17 protein-coding genes are annotated in these 16,403 nt (G+C 64.5%); 10 read left to right on the plus strand and 7 right to left on the minus strand.

Annotated features, from left to right (window positions below; genetic code table 11):
- Positions 1-31 precede the first annotated feature (31 nt).
- The 6 genes from ASG84_RS00945 to ASG84_RS00970 all read left to right on the plus strand — a co-directional run bounded on the left by ASG84_RS00945 (position 32) and on the right by ASG84_RS00970 (position 6,572).
- The gene (locus ASG84_RS00945; protein WP_057475179.1) at positions 32-694 is read left to right on the plus strand and encodes a histidine phosphatase family protein; all 663 of its coding nucleotides are present in this window, start codon (positions 32-34) and stop codon (positions 692-694) included.
- A complete protein-coding gene (locus ASG84_RS00950; protein ID WP_057475180.1) occupies positions 687-1,277 on the plus strand; it encodes a TlpA disulfide reductase family protein in 591 nt (196 codons plus the stop codon). The genes ASG84_RS00945 and ASG84_RS00950 overlap by 8 nt, the downstream gene beginning before the upstream one ends.
- The gene (locus tag ASG84_RS00955) at positions 1,274-2,092 is read left to right on the plus strand and encodes a cytochrome c biogenesis CcdA family protein (protein ID WP_057475181.1); all 819 of its coding nucleotides are present in this window, start codon (positions 1,274-1,276) and stop codon (positions 2,090-2,092) included. The genes ASG84_RS00950 and ASG84_RS00955 overlap by 4 nt, the downstream gene beginning before the upstream one ends.
- Positions 2,089-3,708 (plus strand): cytochrome c biogenesis protein ResB, encoded by a 1,620-nt coding sequence (resB, locus tag ASG84_RS00960; protein ID WP_057475182.1) that lies wholly within the window; start codon positions 2,089-2,091, stop codon positions 3,706-3,708. The genes ASG84_RS00955 and resB overlap by 4 nt, the downstream gene beginning before the upstream one ends.
- 3 nt (positions 3,709-3,711) lie before the next feature.
- Positions 3,712-4,677 (plus strand): c-type cytochrome biogenesis protein CcsB, encoded by a 966-nt coding sequence (gene ccsB / locus ASG84_RS00965; RefSeq protein ID WP_057475183.1) that lies wholly within the window; start codon positions 3,712-3,714, stop codon positions 4,675-4,677.
- A gap of 689 nt (positions 4,678-5,366) precedes the next feature.
- On the plus strand, positions 5,367-6,572 hold the full coding sequence (locus tag ASG84_RS00970) for a MinD/ParA family ATP-binding protein (RefSeq protein ID WP_442970896.1): 1,206 nt from the start codon (positions 5,367-5,369) through the stop codon (positions 6,570-6,572).
- Between the two features lie 13 nt (positions 6,573-6,585).
- Here the strand turns inward: ASG84_RS00970 and ASG84_RS00975 are convergent, their stop codons facing one another.
- Together ASG84_RS00975 and ASG84_RS00980 are read right to left on the minus strand one after the other, a co-directional pair.
- The gene (locus ASG84_RS00975; RefSeq protein ID WP_032380405.1) at positions 6,586-6,783 is read right to left on the minus strand and encodes a hypothetical protein; all 198 of its coding nucleotides are present in this window, start codon (positions 6,781-6,783) and stop codon (positions 6,586-6,588) included.
- Between the two features lie 136 nt (positions 6,784-6,919).
- Entirely contained in the window at positions 6,920-7,135 is a 216-nt protein-coding gene (locus ASG84_RS00980; RefSeq protein ID WP_037187021.1) for a BldC family transcriptional regulator, read from the minus strand.
- 168 nt (positions 7,136-7,303) lie between these two features.
- Here ASG84_RS00980 and ASG84_RS00985 point away from each other — a divergent pair, with 168 nt between their 5' ends.
- Both ASG84_RS00985 and ASG84_RS00990 read left to right on the plus strand, forming a co-directional pair.
- Positions 7,304-7,687, plus strand: a complete 384-nt coding sequence (locus ASG84_RS00985; RefSeq protein ID WP_082520714.1) for a DUF4229 domain-containing protein — start codon at positions 7,304-7,306, stop codon at positions 7,685-7,687.
- Positions 7,684-8,766, plus strand: a complete 1,083-nt coding sequence (locus ASG84_RS00990; protein WP_057475184.1) for a PLP-dependent cysteine synthase family protein — start codon at positions 7,684-7,686, stop codon at positions 8,764-8,766. Before ASG84_RS00985 ends, ASG84_RS00990 begins: the two co-directional genes overlap by 4 nt.
- 17 nt (positions 8,767-8,783) lie before the next feature.
- On the opposite strand, the gene ASG84_RS00995 is transcribed toward ASG84_RS00990, so the two are convergent.
- Genes ASG84_RS00995 through ASG84_RS01005 form a run of 3 tightly spaced genes read right to left on the minus strand, consistent with a single transcriptional unit; the run spans position 8,784 to position 12,968 of the window.
- Entirely contained in the window at positions 8,784-9,095 is a 312-nt protein-coding gene (locus tag ASG84_RS00995; protein ID WP_057475185.1) for a hypothetical protein, read from the minus strand.
- Between the two features lie 5 nt (positions 9,096-9,100).
- Positions 9,101-11,560: an aminopeptidase N gene (gene pepN, locus ASG84_RS01000; protein WP_057475186.1), complete on the minus strand. Its 2,460-nt coding sequence runs from the start codon at positions 11,558-11,560 to the stop codon at positions 9,101-9,103.
- A gap of 25 nt (positions 11,561-11,585) precedes the next feature.
- Complete coding sequence (locus ASG84_RS01005) at positions 11,586-12,968, minus strand: HNH endonuclease signature motif containing protein (protein ID WP_235581479.1); 1,383 nt, start codon at positions 12,966-12,968, stop codon at positions 11,586-11,588.
- A 318-nt stretch (positions 12,969-13,286) separates the two neighbouring features.
- On the opposite strand from ASG84_RS01005, the gene ASG84_RS01010 reads away from it, so the two are divergent.
- Positions 13,287-13,628, plus strand: coding sequence for a nitroreductase/quinone reductase family protein (locus ASG84_RS01010; protein WP_057475488.1), 342 nt, complete (start codon positions 13,287-13,289; stop codon positions 13,626-13,628).
- Positions 13,629-13,719: 91 nt separating this feature from the next.
- Positions 13,720-14,100, plus strand: a complete 381-nt coding sequence (locus tag ASG84_RS01015) for a phage holin family protein (protein ID WP_057475188.1) — start codon at positions 13,720-13,722, stop codon at positions 14,098-14,100.
- Between the two features lie 11 nt (positions 14,101-14,111).
- Here the strand turns inward: ASG84_RS01015 and ASG84_RS01020 are convergent, their stop codons facing one another.
- Positions 14,112-14,981 carry a 1,4-dihydroxy-2-naphthoate polyprenyltransferase gene (locus tag ASG84_RS01020; RefSeq protein ID WP_057475189.1) on the minus strand — a complete coding sequence of 290 codons (870 nt, stop codon included), beginning with the start codon at positions 14,979-14,981 and terminating at the stop codon, positions 14,112-14,114.
- A 47-nt stretch (positions 14,982-15,028) separates the two neighbouring features.
- Positions 15,029-16,300 carry an Hsp70 family protein gene (locus ASG84_RS01025; RefSeq protein ID WP_057475190.1) on the minus strand — a complete coding sequence of 424 codons (1,272 nt, stop codon included), beginning with the start codon at positions 16,298-16,300 and terminating at the stop codon, positions 15,029-15,031.
- Between the last annotated feature and the right edge of the window lie 103 nt (positions 16,301-16,403).

The raw sequence follows: 16,403 nt of genomic DNA on the forward strand, positions 1-16,403 counted from the left end.
CCACCCGACTAGCGAGAAACAGGACCCCGACGTGACCGAGGCCCCCGCAACACATCCGCACTCGACGACGCGCACCATCGTGCACGTCCTCCGGCACGGCGAGGTGCACAACCCCAAGGGCATCCTCTACGGGCGGCTGCCTGGCTTCAAGCTCTCGGTGACCGGCCAGTCGCAGGCCAAGGCAGTGGCGGACGCGCTCGCGGGCCACGACATCACCCACGTCGTGGCATCACCGCTCCTGCGTGCTCAGGAGACCGCCGGACCCATCGCGGCGGCTCACGGCCTGACCATCGCCGAGGACGAGAACCTCATCGAAGCAGGAAACGAATTCGAGGGGCTGCGCGTCGCCGTCGGTGACGGAGCGTTGCGTCGTCCACGGCACTGGTGGAAACTGCGCGATCCGTTCACGCCGTCCTGGGGCGAGCCGTACCTGCAGATCGCCCACCGCATGCTCGCCGCTGTCAACGCAGCCCGCGTCGCGGCCGTCGGGCACGAGGCCGTCTGCGTCAGCCACCAACTCCCGGTGTGGACGCTTCGCCGCTTCCTGCAGGGCGATCGGCTCTGGCACGACCCGCGGAACCGTCAGTGCGGGCTCGCGTCTCTGACGTCGCTGGTCTACGAGGGGGACCAGCTCGTCGACCTCGTCTACTCCGAGCCTGCAGGAGCGTCCGACCCGAGGATCTCCGGTGCGTAGGTTTCTGCTCGCGGTTGCCGCTGTGGCCCTCGTCGCCGGTTGTTCGACCGGCACCGACGCGGTTGCTCAAGGCGGTACCTTCCAATTCGTCTCGCCGGGCGGGAAGACCGACATCTTCTACGATCCGCCGTCCGAGCGCGGTGCCCTCGGCGAACTGTCCGGGCCCGACCTGATGACCGAGGGCAAGACGACCTCGCTGTCGGACTACGACGGTGACGTCGTCGTGCTCAACGTCTGGGGTCAGTGGTGCGGCCCCTGCCGCGGTGAAGCCGACGATCTCGAGAAGGTCTACGAGGCCACCAAGGCCTCGGGTGTCGAATTCCTCGGCATCAACGTGCGCGACGAATCACAAACTGCCGCACAGGATTTCGTCGTCAGCAACAACGTCACCTACTCCTCGATCTACGACCCGCCGATGCGCACCCTGACCGCGCTCGGTGGCGTTCCCACCTCCGTCATTCCGACGACCGTCGTGCTCGACCGACAGCACCGCGTCGCCGCAGTGTTCCTGCGTGAACTGCTCGCCGAGGATCTGCAGCCCGTCGTCGAACGGATAGCAGCCGAGGAGCCAGTGCAGCCGTGAACGAGATCTACCTTGCCGGGGTCGGCGCGAGTTTCCAGGAAGCCGCGGCCTCCGGGCCGCTCGTCCTGGCGCTCGGAGCGTGCGTCCTGGCCGGTCTCGTCTCTTTTGCGTCCCCGTGTGTCGTACCGCTGGTGCCGGGCTATCTCTCCTATCTCGCCGGAGTCGTCGGGGCCGACGCCCCGGCCGTCAGTGCCGACGAAGCTGCCGTCAAGACGAAGGTGCGCAACGGCCGGGTTCGAGTAGCCGGAGCGGCGGGACTGTTCGTGCTCGGATTCACCGTGGTGTTCGTCCTCGCCACGGCGTCGGTGTTCGGGGCCATCTCGGTGCTGGCGATCAACCGCGAGCTGCTCATGCGCATCGGTGGCGTCGTCACCATCGCCATGGGACTGGTGTTCGTCGGACTGATCCCTGCGCTGCAACGCGACGTGCGCTTCGAGCCGAAGCAGATCGGTTCACTGGCCGGCGCGCCGTTGCTCGGCGGCGTGTTCGCACTCGGGTGGACCCCGTGCCTCGGGCCGACACTCGCAGGCGTCATCTCGCTCGCCGCAGGCACCGACGGTGCGACGGCAGCGCGCGGCGTCGTGCTGATCGTGGCGTATTGCCTCGGTCTGGGACTGCCGTTCGTGATCCTCGCGTTCGGTTCGGTCAGTGCGCTTCGAGGCGTCGGCTGGCTACGTACACACGCACGACAGATACAGGTATTCGGCGGAATCATGTTGATAGCGGTAGGAATTGCACTGGTCACCGGTGCCTGGGATCAGTTCGTCGGTTGGGTGCGCGACGCCTTCGTCTCCGATGTGGTGTTGCCGATATGACCGCCGACACCGAAGAGCGCACCGAGGCGTCGCCGCCCCACAAGCAGTCGGTCATGGGCAGGGGAGTGGCCCTGGTCCGCAACACCTGGCGTGGGCTGACCAGCATGCGCACCGCGCTGGTACTGCTGTTCCTGCTGGCGTTCGCCGCGGTGCCCGGTGCCCTGGTGCCGCAGCGCAGTCTCAACGCGGGCAAGGTCGACGAGTACATCGCCGACCGTCCGACTCTCGGTCCGATCATGGACAAGTTCGAGCTGTTCGACGTCTTCGGCAGCTTCTGGTTCACCGCGATCTACGCCCTGTTGTTCGTCTCGTTGATCGGCTGCATCCTGCCGCGGTGCATCGAGCACGCAAAGCAGTTGCGTACCAAGCCTGTTCGCGCGCCCCGCAATCTCTCGCGGCTGCCGCACCACAGTCGGTACGAGGTCGACGGCACACCCGAGGACATCGCCGGGCAGGTGCGTGCTCAGCTTCGCGGTTGGCGCGTGGCCCAGCGATCCGAGGACGGCGGAGCAGTGACGCTCTCGGCGGAGAAGGGCTACGTTCGCGAACTCGGAAACCTCGTCTTCCACCTCTCGCTCGTCGGGCTGTTGGCCGCGATCGCCATGGGCAAGCTGCTCGGCTACGAGGGAAACCGCATCGTCATCGCCGACGACGGCCCCGGATTCTGCACTTCCACACCCGCCAACTACGACTCGTTCCGGGCGGGCAACCTCGTCGACGGCACCGAGCTCGAGCCACTGTGCGTCCGCGTCAAGGACTTTCAGGCCGACTACCTGGACAACGGCCAAGCCGAGATGTTCACCTCCAACATCGAATATCAGGCAGGCGACGACCTGACCAACAACGTGTGGCGCGACGATCAGCTTCAGGTCAACCACCCGTTGCGCGTGGCAGGCGACCGCGTCTACCTGCAGGGGCACGGCTACGCACCGACATTCACCGTGACGTTCCCCAACGGTGAGACCCGCACCGACACCATCCAGTGGCAACCCACGGACGCCACGACCTTCCTGTCCAGTGGCGTACTTCGCGTCGACCCGCCCGGCGGTTTGTATCCCGATGCGTTGGATCGCCGGAAGAACCAGATCGCCATCGAGGGACTGTTCGCACCGACGGCGTCGTTCCACGGCAGCCTGCTGTCGTCGAGCTTCCCGGCCATGAACGACCCCGCCGTCGCGATCGACATCTACAAGGGCGACACCGGACTCGACACCGGACTACCGCAGTCCATCTTCTCGCTCGATCAGGAAATGATCGCCCAGGGTCGGTTGGTCAAGCAGGATCGCGTCAACCTGATGCCGGGAGAGTCCGCGACGCTGAGCGACGGCACCGTCGTCACGTTCGACGGGGCGAAGGAGTTCGTCAACCTCCAGGTCTCGCACGACCCGGCCCAGACCTGGGTGCTCGTCTTCGCACTCACGATGATGGGCGGCCTGCTCGTCTCACTGGTGATCAAGCGTCGCAGAATCTGGGTCCGGCTCACTGCCGACACTCAGGCACGACGTACTGTAGTAGACCTCGGCGGACTTGCACGCACCGATCAGGCGGGGTGGGGCGAAGAGTTCGACCGCCTGTGCACCCGCCTGCTCGGCGACACCTCGAAACAGGAGAACTGACCGATGCCGATCAATGAGACCCTCTCGCAGTACAGCGACTGGTCGTTCGAATCAGCGTTCACCATCTACGTGCTCGCATTCGTCCTGCTCATCGCTCAGTACGCGTCAGCCAAAGCCACGGCTGCCCAGGCCAAGGAACTCGTCGGCGCAGGTGCCCCGGTGGTCGAGACCCGGCCGGGTCGCGTCACCGAAGCGCCGAAGCGTCCGCTCTCCGAACGTCTGGCAGGCATGGGCTTCGCATTGCTCGCGCCGGCCCTCCTCCTGCACGTCACCGCGGTGGTGCTGCGCGGGTTCGCCACGCACCGCTTCCCGCTCGGCAACATGTACGAGTTCGTCACCATGGCCACCGCAGCCGCCGCTCTGACCTCGGTGATCGCCCTGCGTAAGAAGGTCATGCGTCCGATGCTGGTGTTCGTTCTCGCACCGATCATCGTGCTGATGTTCTTCGCCGCCACCAAGCTCTACGCCGACGCCGCCCCGGTCGTCCCGGCACTGCGCTCGTACTGGCTGCCCATCCACGTCACCATCGTCAGCGTCGGCAGCGGCATCCTGTTGGTCTCCGGCGTGGCGTCCCTGCTGTTCCTGCTGCGCATCAAGCAGCCCCTCGGTGAAGAAAGCATCGGGTTCTGGGGCAAATTCGCATCCAAGCTGCCCGACGCCCAAGCCCTCGACCGACTCGCGTACAAGACGACCATCGTCGCGTTCCCACTCTTCGGTGCAGGCGTCATCCTCGGCGCGATCTGGGCCGAGGCTGCATGGGGACGCTTCTGGGGCTGGGACCCCAAAGAAACGATGTCGTTCATCACCTGGATCATCTACGCCGCCTACCTGCACGCTCGCGCCACCTCCGGCTGGCGGAACACCCGCGCCGCGTGGATCAACGTTGCCGGATTCACCGCCATGCTGTTCAACCTGTTCATCATCAACATGGTGGTCTCGGGGCTGCACAGCTACGCAGGCCTGAACTAGCACTCGGCCTCTGCGCAGGCCGCTCAGCTGGTAGCGTCCGATCCGGCTCGATGGGGGAGACATCCGAGCCGGATTCACGGATGTAGGACGCGAACTGGGGGGATTCGGTCATGGCCGATCGGCATGAGAACAATTGGCAACCCGTCCGACCGTTGGACGACGATGTGCCTGACGACCGCAGTCCGGACCTGGTGGTGAATGGAGAGCCTCCTGCTCCTGCAGTAGCCGTCGACACTGCGCCGGTCCCTGACGCGAAGCCCGCGGTGCAGCGGGAACCGTTCCGTTCGATACCTATCGCTATGCCGCCCGAGAGCGCGGACAAGCTACCGGTAGCGCCACCCGAGGCCGTGCCCATTCCGCCGCCGGTTCCCTCTGAACCTGCGGCTGTGTCGACAGTCGATCCCGAAGTCATCAGCCCAGACGCGCCTCATACGGGTCCGGGTGTCGGTGAGGTGGCGGGTGTCGGTGAGCCGGCGGTCGTCGGTGAGGTGGCGGTTGTCGGTTCGGTGGCGGAGAGCACCAGTGGTAGAGCGGCGACGATGCCCGTCGTTCCACCGGCCGAGCCGAGGCCGATCCAGAGTCCTCCAGGACCGTCGGGGCCACCTCCGCCTGGACAGCGGATGCCGCAGAACCAAGCGCCGCCGCAGAACAATTGGGTCCCGCGAGGACAGATGGCACCTCCGGGGCAGATGCCGCCTTACGGGCAGGGTGGGCCACAGGGTCATTGGGGTCCGCAGGGTCAGTGGGGTCCACAGAATCAGTGGTCAGCGCAGCCAGGTCAGTGGCCGCAGCCTCCGTATCCCACCGCACCGCACCCGCCGCACCCACCGGGTCAGGTGCCGCCGTCGCCGCAGCAGACGCAGCAACGCGGCGCGGTCGACCCGCCGGTTCTGGTTCCCCAGGTAGTGGCGGTCGGTCAGGGCCTGCCCGCCGATCGTGCCATGCTGCAGCCGGTCTCCGCGCGCGATCTCGGCAACTCGTTGCTCGTCCGATCGGCAAATGTGCCACCGGTTTCCGGGTGGCGTCGGGCGTTGTATGTGATGTCCGGCGGCCGCATCGATGTCGGTAACAGCGCCGCGCAGCAGCGTCGGCTCGAGCTGACCGCACAGGTGGATCGGACACTGGTGGGGTGCTATCGCGTCGCGGTGCTCTCACTGAAAGGCGGTGTCGGCAAAACGACCACCACCGCGACGCTCGGCTCGACGTTCGCCCACATCCGCGGTGATCGAGTGATCGCGATCGATGCCAACCCCGACCGCGGAACACTGGGGCAGAAGGTTCCCTGCGAAACAACTGCAACCGTCCGAAACTTGTTGCGTGACATAGATTCTGTGGACCGCTACAGCGATGTGCGTGCCTACACGTCGCAGAATGCCAACCGATTGGAGGTGTTGGCATCCGATTCGGATCCGGCTGCGTCGGAGGCGTTCAGCGGCGAAGACTACGACCGAGCGGTCGCCATGTTGGAAAAGTTCTACAGCATCGTGATCACCGATTGTGGAACCGGCTTGATGCATTCGGCCATGGAGAGCATTCTCGAAGGCACCGACACTCTGGTGGTCGTCAGCTCGGCATCGGTGGACGGTGCCCGGAGCGCGTCGGCGACGTTGGACTGGCTGGATGCGCACGGGTATCGCACGTTGGTGGCCACGTCGGTAGCCGTGGTCAACGGAGTCAGACCCAGAGCGGGAAAAGTCGACTTGCAGAGGGTCATCGAGCACTTCGAGCAGCGATGTGCCCATGTACTGACGATTCCCTTCGACCCGCATCTCGAGGAAGGTGCGGAAATCGAGCTGGACCGCTTGCACGGACGTACTCGCACCGCGCTTCTGGAAGTGGCGGCGGCGGTAGCGGCCGGGTTTCCGGACTCGCCCACCGCCTCTGACCCCAGTTGAAACTGCCGAACCTCTACTCGGTCGGTTCGGTGCCGGCCTCGGTTCCGTCTTTCCCGCCACGGCGAGCTTCACGATTGATTCGCCAAAGAAAATCGGGATCGTCATCGGGTCCGACTGTGCGGGTCGGTGCAGCACCTGCGCTGGGTCCGAAGGCCTTCCAGAACAGAACCACTACTGCCACCAAGCCGATCAACGCCAATAGATAGATCACGACGCACCTCCTCCTACGAGGGTAGCCGCGATGCAACAAGCTCCGCACCCGTCGAGCGTCCAAGATTCCTGAGAATGTTCGATGAGTTCTTCCAGGTGCGGATATTGCGCGTGTTTCGGTTACGCAGGCGTCCGAATCAGTGGTGTGCGCCGGCTTCTGTCGTCAGGGAGGTCAGCAGCTGCATGACCTCGGTCTCACGGAATCGACGATGCCCACCGGGAGTGCGTAGCGATCCGAGGCGTCCGGCATGTGCCCACCGAGTCACGGTCTTGGGGTCGACGTGAAAAAGCGCGGCTACCTGACCCGGCGTGAGCAGTGAGTCCTGAGCCTTGTGGAATGTGGGTGCGCTCATCTGTCGTGTCCTCCTACGGTGCGGTTCGTCGCATGTGCAACGAATCGGAGATATCGGTCTGCTGCGTTCGAAGCCCATGGTTGCACTCGAACCCCTAGGTACTCGACTGATACAAGGTTGGTAAAGGGGAGGTAATGGACAAATCGGTCACTGCAGGGGCGGGTCGGAATGCCCGGCCAGCCCGGTAACCTGGAGGCCGTGAGTGAAGCGACGAATGCCGACAGCAGCGAACCGAGCAGCGGAAATGCCGTTCCAGCTAGGTCGGCCAAGAAGTCCCTCGCCGTGAACCTCGGCGTTTATACCTTTGCGCGGCTGGCGCTCGTCATCGTGATCGCTGTGGTCATCGTCGGCGTCGGTTTACTGTTCGGTGTGGAGGTTCCGGTTCTCGTCGCCGCGATTTTCGCAGTGCTCATCTCATTGCCACTGTCGCTGCTTCTGTTCAAGAAGATGAGGATCCGCGTCAACGAGTCCATCGCAGCAGTCGACGAGGACCGGCGCACCGCGCGTGCGGACCTTCAGTCGAAGCTGCGTGGTGAAGACGGCAAGAAATGACCGCAACGGTCGATCACTCGGCATCGCGAACATGGGTCGACAATGCAGTCCGGTTGATCGAGGCCGATTCGCAGCGCAGTGCCGACACGCACTTGTTGCGTTACCCCCTGCCACCGGCTTGGGGAATTTCGCTATATCTCAAAGACGAGTCCACCCACATCACCGGCAGCCTGAAGCATCGGCTGGCTCGGTCCCTGTTCCTCTACGCGATTTGCAACGGGTGGGTCACCGAGCGTACGACGGTGATCGAGGCATCGTCGGGCTCAACTGCCGTCAGTGAGGCGTATTTCGCTCGATTGCTGGGCCTGAAGTTCGTCGCAGTGATGCCGCGGAGCACCAGCCCGGCCAAGGTTGCGCTCATCGAGTCTCATGGTGGGAGTTGCCATTTCGTCGATCGACCGGGCGAGATGTACACCGAGGCGCACAGGCTCGCGGCCGAACCGGACTCCCACTACATGGACCAGTTCACCCATGCGGAGCGAGCTACCGACTGGCGCGGCAACAACAACATCGCCGAGTCGATCTTCGAGCAACTCCAGCTCGAGGAATGCCCCGTTCCCGATTGGGTGGTGGTGGGCGCAGGGACCGGTGGAACGAGCGCAACAATCGGTCGCTATATCCGATATCGCAGGCACGCAACGCAACTGGCTGTGGTGGACCCAGAGAATTCGGCGTTCATCGGTGGTTACGAGACCGGCGACGCAGGATTCGAGACCGGCTTGTCCTCCCGCATCGAGGGCATCGGACGACCGCGCGTCGAACCGTCGTTCGTCGGCCAGGTGATCGACCGCATGATCGCCGTTCCCGATGCCGCATCGGTCGCCGCTGCGAGATTCACCTCGGAGGCACTCGGAAAGCGGGTGGGCGGATCGACGGGCACCAACATCTGGGGAGCCTTCGGATTGATCGCGGAGATGATCGCCGCAGGTCGACGCGGCAGCGTGGTGACGTTGCTGTGTGACGGTGGAGATCGGTACTCGCAGACGTACTTCGACGACACCTGGGTCGCGGACCAAGGCATGGATCTCGACGAACCGACCGCCACTCTCGAAACGTTCATTCGTACCGGAGCGTTCTGATTCGGCGTTCGGTAGACCTACCTGCTCACCACCAACGATGCCACCGCAGTTGCAGCGGCGACCGTGCCCACAGCCGGCCACGCACCGATCTTCTTCGCAAGCGGGTGCGATGCGCCGAACGCGACGAGGTAGGTGCCGAGCAGTGCGCCGGCGCGAGCCGAGCCCGACGACTTCTGCCACTGCGCTGTGCACGCAACCCCGACCGCCGCAAGGACGGCTCCGCCGAACTGCCGGTTGCCCGATTGCCGGGCTACGGCGAAGCCGCCGAGCAAGCCACCTGCGGCGAGAGCAGAAGTGGCAATCGACCGTCGAGCATCGTGATCGGGCATGTTCGTCACCCTAGCCGGGCCTGGACGCGCAGACTCCGGGCCAGGTGGTCTCGCTGCTCGATCACCAACCGCCGTAGCGCAGCAGGTGCCCATTCGTGGTCGGCGAGCCACGCGTCCGCGGTGTCGGTCGACGACTGCTGCGGGAACAGGCGGACGACGATTCGACGTGCGATCTCGATACTGCGTGAGGTCCACAACGACGAAATGGACTCGAAGTATCGGACGTCGTAGGGCTGAGTGAGGTCCGGTCGGTGACCCGCCCCGAAGCCGGTGATGAACGCGTCGAGCACATCGTTGGAGATGTCCTCGCGTTCGGTGACGGCGGACCACGCGCTCGCCTTGACCGCGGCGTCGGGTATCGCCGTCGACGCCGCAGTATGAGCGGTGCGCCCCGACGAGGTGTCGTCCGAGGCCAGTTCACGATCGAGGTCGTCGGTAGTCGCGTGGCCGGTGGCGGCGAGTGCCAGCCAGAATGCCCAGCGGAGATCAGGATCGAGTCGCAGCCCCGCGATGGTGAGAGTTCCATCGAGAAGCGAGCGCAGATCCTCCGCCAAGAAGTCGTCGAGCGGCGCAGTCGATGCGACAGCACGCGCCCACACCAACTGTGCGTCACTCCCGGGTTCGCTCGACTGCAGTTGCGCCCACGACGCCTGCAGCCATTGCCGGGTGGGTTCGTCCCGCAGATCCTCGGGGAGGTAGTGCTCGAGGGTGTAAGCCACGTTGGCCGTGACCGCGGAGAGAAGGCCGATCTTGGGCTCGTTGGGCGCGAATCTGGTTGCGATATCGATGTATTCGAGTGGTGAGAGCTCGCCGTCACGGGTGGAGTTCCACAGCGCAGACCACACGAGCCCTCGCGCGAGTGGGTCGACGATGCGGTCGAGGTGAGCCCGCACGGTGGCGGTGGAGCGCTCGTCGAATCGGATCTTGGCGTAGGTCAGATCGTCGTCGTTGAGCAGAACCAGTGCGGCATCGTCGAAGTCGACCGGTGTTCGCGCCTCGGTGATGTCGAGTTCACGGCGGTGCGTTCGCGTCAGATTTCCGTCCTCGTCCAGGTTGTAGAGTCCGACGGCAATGCGGTGCGGACGCGGATCCGTCTGTTCGATGGCATCACCCGTATAGGACAGGGTGGACACGCCGGTGGTCTGCAGCCACGCGGCCGCCCAGGTGTCGAGATCGCGCCCGCTGGCGGTGGACATCTCGGTCAGCAGATCCGTCAGAGTCGTGTTGCCGTAGGCGTGGGTACGGAAATAGTTGCGAGAGGACGCGAAGAAGGCATCGGCACCGACGAATGCTCCCAATTGTTTGAGCACGCTCGCGCCCTTGGCGTAGGTGATGCCGTCGAAGTTGAGCTTGGCGGCCTCGAGATCGGTGATGTCGGCAACGATCGGATGAGTGGTGGGGAGTTGATCCTGCAGATAGGCCCAGGCTTTTCGGCGGTTCGCGAAACTGACCCAGGCATCGGTGAAACGAGTGGCCTCGGCCGACGCGTAGGCACCCATGTAGTCCGCGAACGACTCCTTGAGCCACAGATCGTCCCACCACTGCATCGTGACGAGATCGCCGAACCACATGTGCGCCATCTCGTGCAAAATCGTGTTGGCACGACCCTCGTACTGGGCTTCGGTTGCCGCCGAACGGAATACGTACGATTCGGTGAACGTGACGAGCCCTGGGTTCTCCATCGCACCGAGGTTGTACTCGGGCACGAAGATCTGGTCGTACTTACCGAACGGGTACGGATAGTCGAACTTGTCGTGGAAGAAGTCCAGGCCTCGCTTCGTGATGTCGAAGATGTCCTCGGCGTCGAAATGTTCGGCGAGTGAGGCTCGGCAGTATGCGCCGAGGGGAACGGTCAGTTCGCCTCGCGTCCATGATGATTCGACGCCGTGATACGGCCCGGCCGCGACCGCGGTGATGTAGGTCGATATGGGCAGGGTCGGGGCGAACGTAGTGACTGTGTCGTCGGTGACCCCCGCGCGGTTGGACAAGACCGTCCACGTCGATGGTGCCGTGACCGTCAGCGTGAACGAGGCCTTGAGGTCCGGCTGCTCGAAGTTTGCGAACACTCGGCGCGCATCGGCCGGCTCGTATTGGGTGTAGAGGTACACGCTGTCGTCGGCGGGGTCGACGAACCGGTGCAGCCCTTCACCCGACCTGCTGTATCGGCCGCGTGCACGTATCCGAACGGTGTTGTGCTCGGTGAGTCCGATCAGCTGGATGCGAGCGCCGTCGTAATCGACCTGACAGTCGGTGCCGTTGACGGTGACCTCATCGACAGCGGCACCGATGAAGTCGACCCATGTCGCGGCGGTGGTGGCGTCGAACTCGATCGTCGTGACCGTCTCGAAGGTATCGACATCCATGTCTTCGGCCCGCAGGAGATTCAGATGGACGAGATACTTCACCCCGTCGATGTGTCGGGATCGCCTGCGAGTTTCGGTCCGGGTCAGATTTGCGGTGCTCACCGAATCAACCCTAGGTGATTCATTTTCACAGGGCTGGCGGGGTGAAGTAGTGATTTCCGAGTGGATCGACTATGTGTAGGACTCCTTCCGGGAGTAGTTCGGTGCGCCACAGCTTCCGCGTTTTGAGGTTGTGGTGGAGCCGACAGCGCGGACCGATGTTCGTGAAGATCGTCCAGCCGCCTTTCTCGGGTTGTTGTCTGTCGAATTCGACGATGTGGTCGAGGTCGCAACGTTCCGAAGGCACGTTGCAGCCAGGATGAAGGCAGTACGGCTGTTCGGCACGAACTCGAGCCGAAAGTGCTCGACTGGGCGCGTAGCTCAGTGCGCCCGGAGGCGGAAGTTTCATGCCCCCATGGCCGTCGGGGTACAAGGCATGGACGCCGATGGGGTCGTCCCCGACGATGGCACGCCACCGTTCGATCAGCGTTCCTCCGCCCGGCCGCGAGCGCGGCACTGTATCTGGGTCTGCAGCATCGGGCGCAGCAGGTTTGGGTGGAGGCACGGCCGGTGCCATTCTCTTTGCAGTGGGACTCGAACTGTCGCTTGATGTTTCATCGGCGGCGTCGCACTCTGTGCCCGAGGGCTCGACTGTCTCCGAGCTCGGAATCCCGTGCTCGTGCGCATCAGGAACTTTCTGATCCGTCACATCTTCGCGAGACACCTGGCACGTGGGGCACTCGCACAGCAGCGCCTCCCCCCGCATCAATGCAGTCTGCGCGTCGCCTCGCCGTTGGTCGTCCGAACGCGGATCCTCCGGGTGCAGGCGCGTGACCTCGGCGTCGATCCGCGAAAGCTGTTCGTCGGCCTCGCCGTCGGTCATCAGCGTGGTCAGGCTCGACAGCCCGCGCGCCCGGCGACGAAGGCGGATTCGCTTCTCGGTGCGCGCAGCATGCTTGCGCACCGCGCGGTCCCAGTCGGCGTCGGCCTCGATGAGCAGTCGGTCGATCTCGCGACCCAAGGTACCCGGAGCCATCTCCTTGGCGGCTTTGAGTATTTCGGACTCCAGAGCGACGACTGTCTCCGGCCGGGCATGAAGCAGATGATCGTGGATCGTCCTGACTCGCTCCAGATCGAGCGCGCCGTCGATGAAACCCTGCCGTACGAGAGGGCGAAGCTGACGCCACATCTGCAGCTTGTTGTTCACAGCGGCGAAGGTGGACGACAGCGCCGCCGCCAGTTCACAGATCGCCGAGCTGTACAAGTCTTTCTCGGTCACCCCGGAGTCCCACGGAGATGCGGAAGCCGTTCGGCTGCGGACGTACTCGTCCATGAATGCAAGTTCCGACGCCACGGAAGCGTTGACAGCGCGGCGCGCGCCCAGAACGTCGGTCAGCGCAGAGTGGTGCTCGGTCACCCACGCCACTTTTCGTAGCCCCATGTCACCCCCCAGCGACAGAAGATCGAACACGTATTCGACCTCGTTGCCACGAGCGTAGACCAAGGCACCGACACATTCTCCGGCCCTGGTGGACGGCCTTCAGGGCCTCGATCACCCCGACCGATCGGCGAAAGCGCGTTGTCGACGAGGTCTTCCCTCGCGAACTCGATGCTCATGGACGAGTGTTCGACGCACCGGGTGCGCAACGGACCCGTGTTCTCGAGTCCTTGACCACTCTCGCCGAGTCGATGGAGATCGGTCTGTCGTCGCAGTGAGCCCCCCGTCGACATGAACCCGGGGGGCTACGCTCGCCATCAAGTGCGGGGAGTGATCTCGGAGGTGGGCTTGATGAACACATTTCAGAAGTCGGCGGCAGCGTTCAACAAAGTCTTCATGGTTCTGATGAAGGCACCTGTACTCGACAGGGTGCTCGGGCGGTCGATGGGCATCTTGACCTACACCGGCCGAAAGTCCGGCAAGAAGATCTCACTGCCGGTCGCGATCAGCCGGAAAGGTGACCACCTGAAGATCGGGGTTGCGATTCCCGACAAGAAGAACTGGTGGCGAAACTTCATGAACGATGGCAGTCGGGTCGACGTCGACCTGGGTGGAGTTCGGTACACAGGCTTCGCGAAGGCGACCCGCGACGATCGCGGGCGAGTGTTCGTCGACATCGCCGTGGATCACTGAGCGACGCGAGCATCCCCGGCTCCGGCTGAGATGAGCGCTGCTCGTTCGCGCGCCGTAGCCGCCCAACGCCGCGAACCCTACGATGGCGGCCATGAACTTTCTGATCAGGCTCGTGATCAACGCTGTTGCCATTTGGGTCGCCAAGGAATTCGTCGACGGGATCACCGTCACCAGTTCGGGTCGCGGTGACGGGTGGGACATCGTGGTGCTGCTCGGTATCGCGGCCGTGCTCACGATCGTCAACGCGTTCATCAAGCCGATGGTGAAGCTGCTGTCGCTACCGTTGCTGATTCTGACTCTCGGACTGTTCACTCTCGTGATCAATGCGCTGATGCTGCTGTTGACGGGTTGGTTGTCGTCGCAGACCGGCTACGGTCTCGAGATCGTCGGATTCGCGGCTGCGTTCTGGGGCGCGATCATCATCTCGATCGTGAACTTCCTACTCGGCGCGTTCGTGCCCGAGAAGCGTTAGGCGAACAAGCGTCAGGCGAAGGCCAACGCAACACCCGTGCTCGCTCCCCAGACGAGCATCGCCAAGCCCGAATCGCGCAGTGCGGGAATCAATTCGAACCCGTGGGCACCCTTGCGTACCGGGGAGTTCGCGCGGGCGGCGAAGGGGAGTGCCAGCAAGCCCACCAGGGCCCACGGAGTTCGGGCAATGAGAACCACTGTCATCGCGAACGGCACCACCAGCAATGCGAGATGCAGGTAGCGAGTGCGAGTGTCACCCAGTCGCACTGCGAGCGTGAGCTTTCCGGATTCGGTATCGGTGGGGATGTCTCGCAAGTTGTTGGCGACGAGTACCGCGCTCGAGAACGATCCGACGGCCACCGCGGCCAGCACGCCGGCCCAGTCGATCTGCTCGGCTTGCACGAACTGCGTGCCGAGAACCGCGACGAGCCCGAAGAACACGAATACTGCGATCTCGCCGAATCCGCTGTAGCCGTACGGTTTCGAGCCGCCGGTGTAGTACCAGGCACCGGCAATGCAAATCAGTCCTACGACGACCAACCACCAGGCACTTGTGGCAGCCAACACCAATCCGGCCACCGCACCGACGGCGAAGCAGCCGATGGCGGCCCTTTTGACCGCGACTGCGGAGGCCGCCTTGGAGCCGACCAGTCGCAAAGGTCCGACTCGATCGTCATCGGTGCCGCGGATTCCATCCGAGTAGTCGTTGGCGAAATTGACGCCGACGATCAGGGCCAGCGAGACGATCAGGGCCAGCAGCGCCTTCCACCACACTCCGGCGTCCAGTGACACAGCTGCACCGGTACCGACGAGGACGGGAGCGATCGCATTCGGGAGTGTGCGCGGTCGCGCACCTTCGATCCATTGCGCAGTGGTGGCCATGAGCGACGATCTTTCCGTATGTGTTCGACGGGTGAGGACGCGGCCGGTCAGAACGGCAGGCGCGGCAATACCGGCAAGGGAATGACCGGCATCTGGACGCCGGGAATCTGCGGCAGCGGCACCGTGGGAGCGGGTGCAGGTGCCGGTGGGTAGTAGTGCGGTTGGTACTGAACATACGGGGCCGGGTCGGCCGCGGGTGCCGGCGCGGCGGTCGTCGTAGGGGCCGGCGGCGGCACGTCCGGCGTGGGTGCCGAGGTCGAAGCCGAAGTCGAGGTCGAGGTCGTCGTGTTGCCGGCCGCGGGCGATGTGGTCTGTGAAACGCGCTCGCCGACGCTGGCGGGCGTGCTCAGCGGTTGGTCCCCCTCGCTGGACCCGAGCGCGGTGAACAGCCCGATGACCGCGATGACGCCGACGATCGGCAGCGCGATCATGGCCAGTCGCGTCAATGCCGGTCGGTGTGAGACGAGGGGCGGCACGTGGGCCGCGTCCACGCGGGTGGCGTGCACGGCCGCGCCACCGGCGACCACCAGCTCGGGCCGGTCCGGGACGATGACCGGGAGCTGCAGAAAGCGTTCCAGCGTGGCCCGGACCAGCGGAACATTGGATGTTCCACCGATCGCGACGACCGCGTCGGGATAGAACTCGGCCTCGAGACCGAGTTGGCGCACCGTCGCGGCGGCCTGCTCGGTGGAGCGCGCAATCGACAGCTCGAAGATGTGCCGTTCGAGGAGCACGTGCTCGCCGTCGGGTGTGCTGGTGGTCTGGTGGGAGGACAGCGCTTCCTTGATTCCCCGGCAGAATGCCGTCAGGGCAGCGTCCTCGTCGTGGGTGTGTGGCTCCCGCACTATGCCGAGGCCCAGAATGTGCTCGCGGACCACCGCATCGAACGACGCGCCGCTGATCGCCGTGGTTCGGGTCGAGCCGTAGGAGCGGCCCGATTCGACGTCGACGATGTCGATGTCCACGCCGGTCTCGCCCGCGTCGAACAACGCGATCGTTCGGTGGTGGGTGGGCAGGCCTGGGCGCAGGTACTCGAGCGCAGCATCGGTCTCGTCGATGAGGTGGACGTCGGAGACGTACTCCTCGGCTAACGCCGCGGCAATCTGTTCCCGTTCGGCGGGGGTGCGGTGGGCGACGCCCAAGGACTGCGGTGCGTCGGGCCGATCGACGATGCCGCGGACCATCCGCGCGACGTCCTCGGCGGAGGGGGAGAGCTGCCAGTCGTCGAACGGGGTGCCATCGGTCCAGGTGCCGTCTTCGGTGGTTCGGGCAGTGCGGATGCCGCATGTGCCCAGTGACACACCCACGGACGAACGCATCGCTTCTCCGGCCTCTCCGATTCGATGACGGGAATCAGGTACACAGTGCGCGCCTTCTGGGCACGCGACGAGGCCACTCTACCGTCTCACGGTTTGGTTAGGG

Source organism: Rhodococcus sp. Leaf278 (assembly GCF_001426085.1).
Classification (GTDB): Bacteria; Actinomycetota; Actinomycetes; order Mycobacteriales; family Mycobacteriaceae; genus Rhodococcoides.

What these genes read in the sequence shown, in the direction of transcription:
- ASG84_RS00985 (WP_082520714.1), top strand. Translation starts at nt 7,304, where the DNA reads ATGCCCGGCCAGCCCGGTAACCTGGAGGCCGTGAGTGAAGCGACGAAT.
- ASG84_RS00995 (WP_057475185.1), bottom strand. Translation starts at nt 9,095, where the DNA reads ATGCCCGATCACGATGCTCGACGGTCGATTGCCACTTCTGCTCTCGCC.
- resB (WP_057475182.1), top strand. Translation starts at nt 2,089, where the DNA reads ATGACCGCCGACACCGAAGAGCGCACCGAGGCGTCGCCGCCCCACAAG.
- ASG84_RS01020 (WP_057475189.1), bottom strand. Translation starts at nt 14,981, where the DNA reads ATGGCCACCACTGCGCAATGGATCGAAGGTGCGCGACCGCGCACACTC.
- ASG84_RS01015 (WP_057475188.1), top strand. Translation starts at nt 13,720, where the DNA reads ATGAACTTTCTGATCAGGCTCGTGATCAACGCTGTTGCCATTTGGGTC.
- ASG84_RS00990 (WP_057475184.1), top strand. Translation starts at nt 7,684, where the DNA reads ATGACCGCAACGGTCGATCACTCGGCATCGCGAACATGGGTCGACAAT.
- ASG84_RS00970 (WP_442970896.1), top strand. Translation starts at nt 5,367, where the DNA reads ATGCCGCCTTACGGGCAGGGTGGGCCACAGGGTCATTGGGGTCCGCAG.
- ccsB (WP_057475183.1), top strand. Translation starts at nt 3,712, where the DNA reads ATGCCGATCAATGAGACCCTCTCGCAGTACAGCGACTGGTCGTTCGAA.
- ASG84_RS01010 (WP_057475488.1), top strand. Translation starts at nt 13,287, where the DNA reads ATGAACACATTTCAGAAGTCGGCGGCAGCGTTCAACAAAGTCTTCATG.
- ASG84_RS00980 (WP_037187021.1), bottom strand. Translation starts at nt 7,135, where the DNA reads ATGAGCGCACCCACATTCCACAAGGCTCAGGACTCACTGCTCACGCCG.
- ASG84_RS01025 (WP_057475190.1), bottom strand. Translation starts at nt 16,300, where the DNA reads ATGCGTTCGTCCGTGGGTGTGTCACTGGGCACATGCGGCATCCGCACT.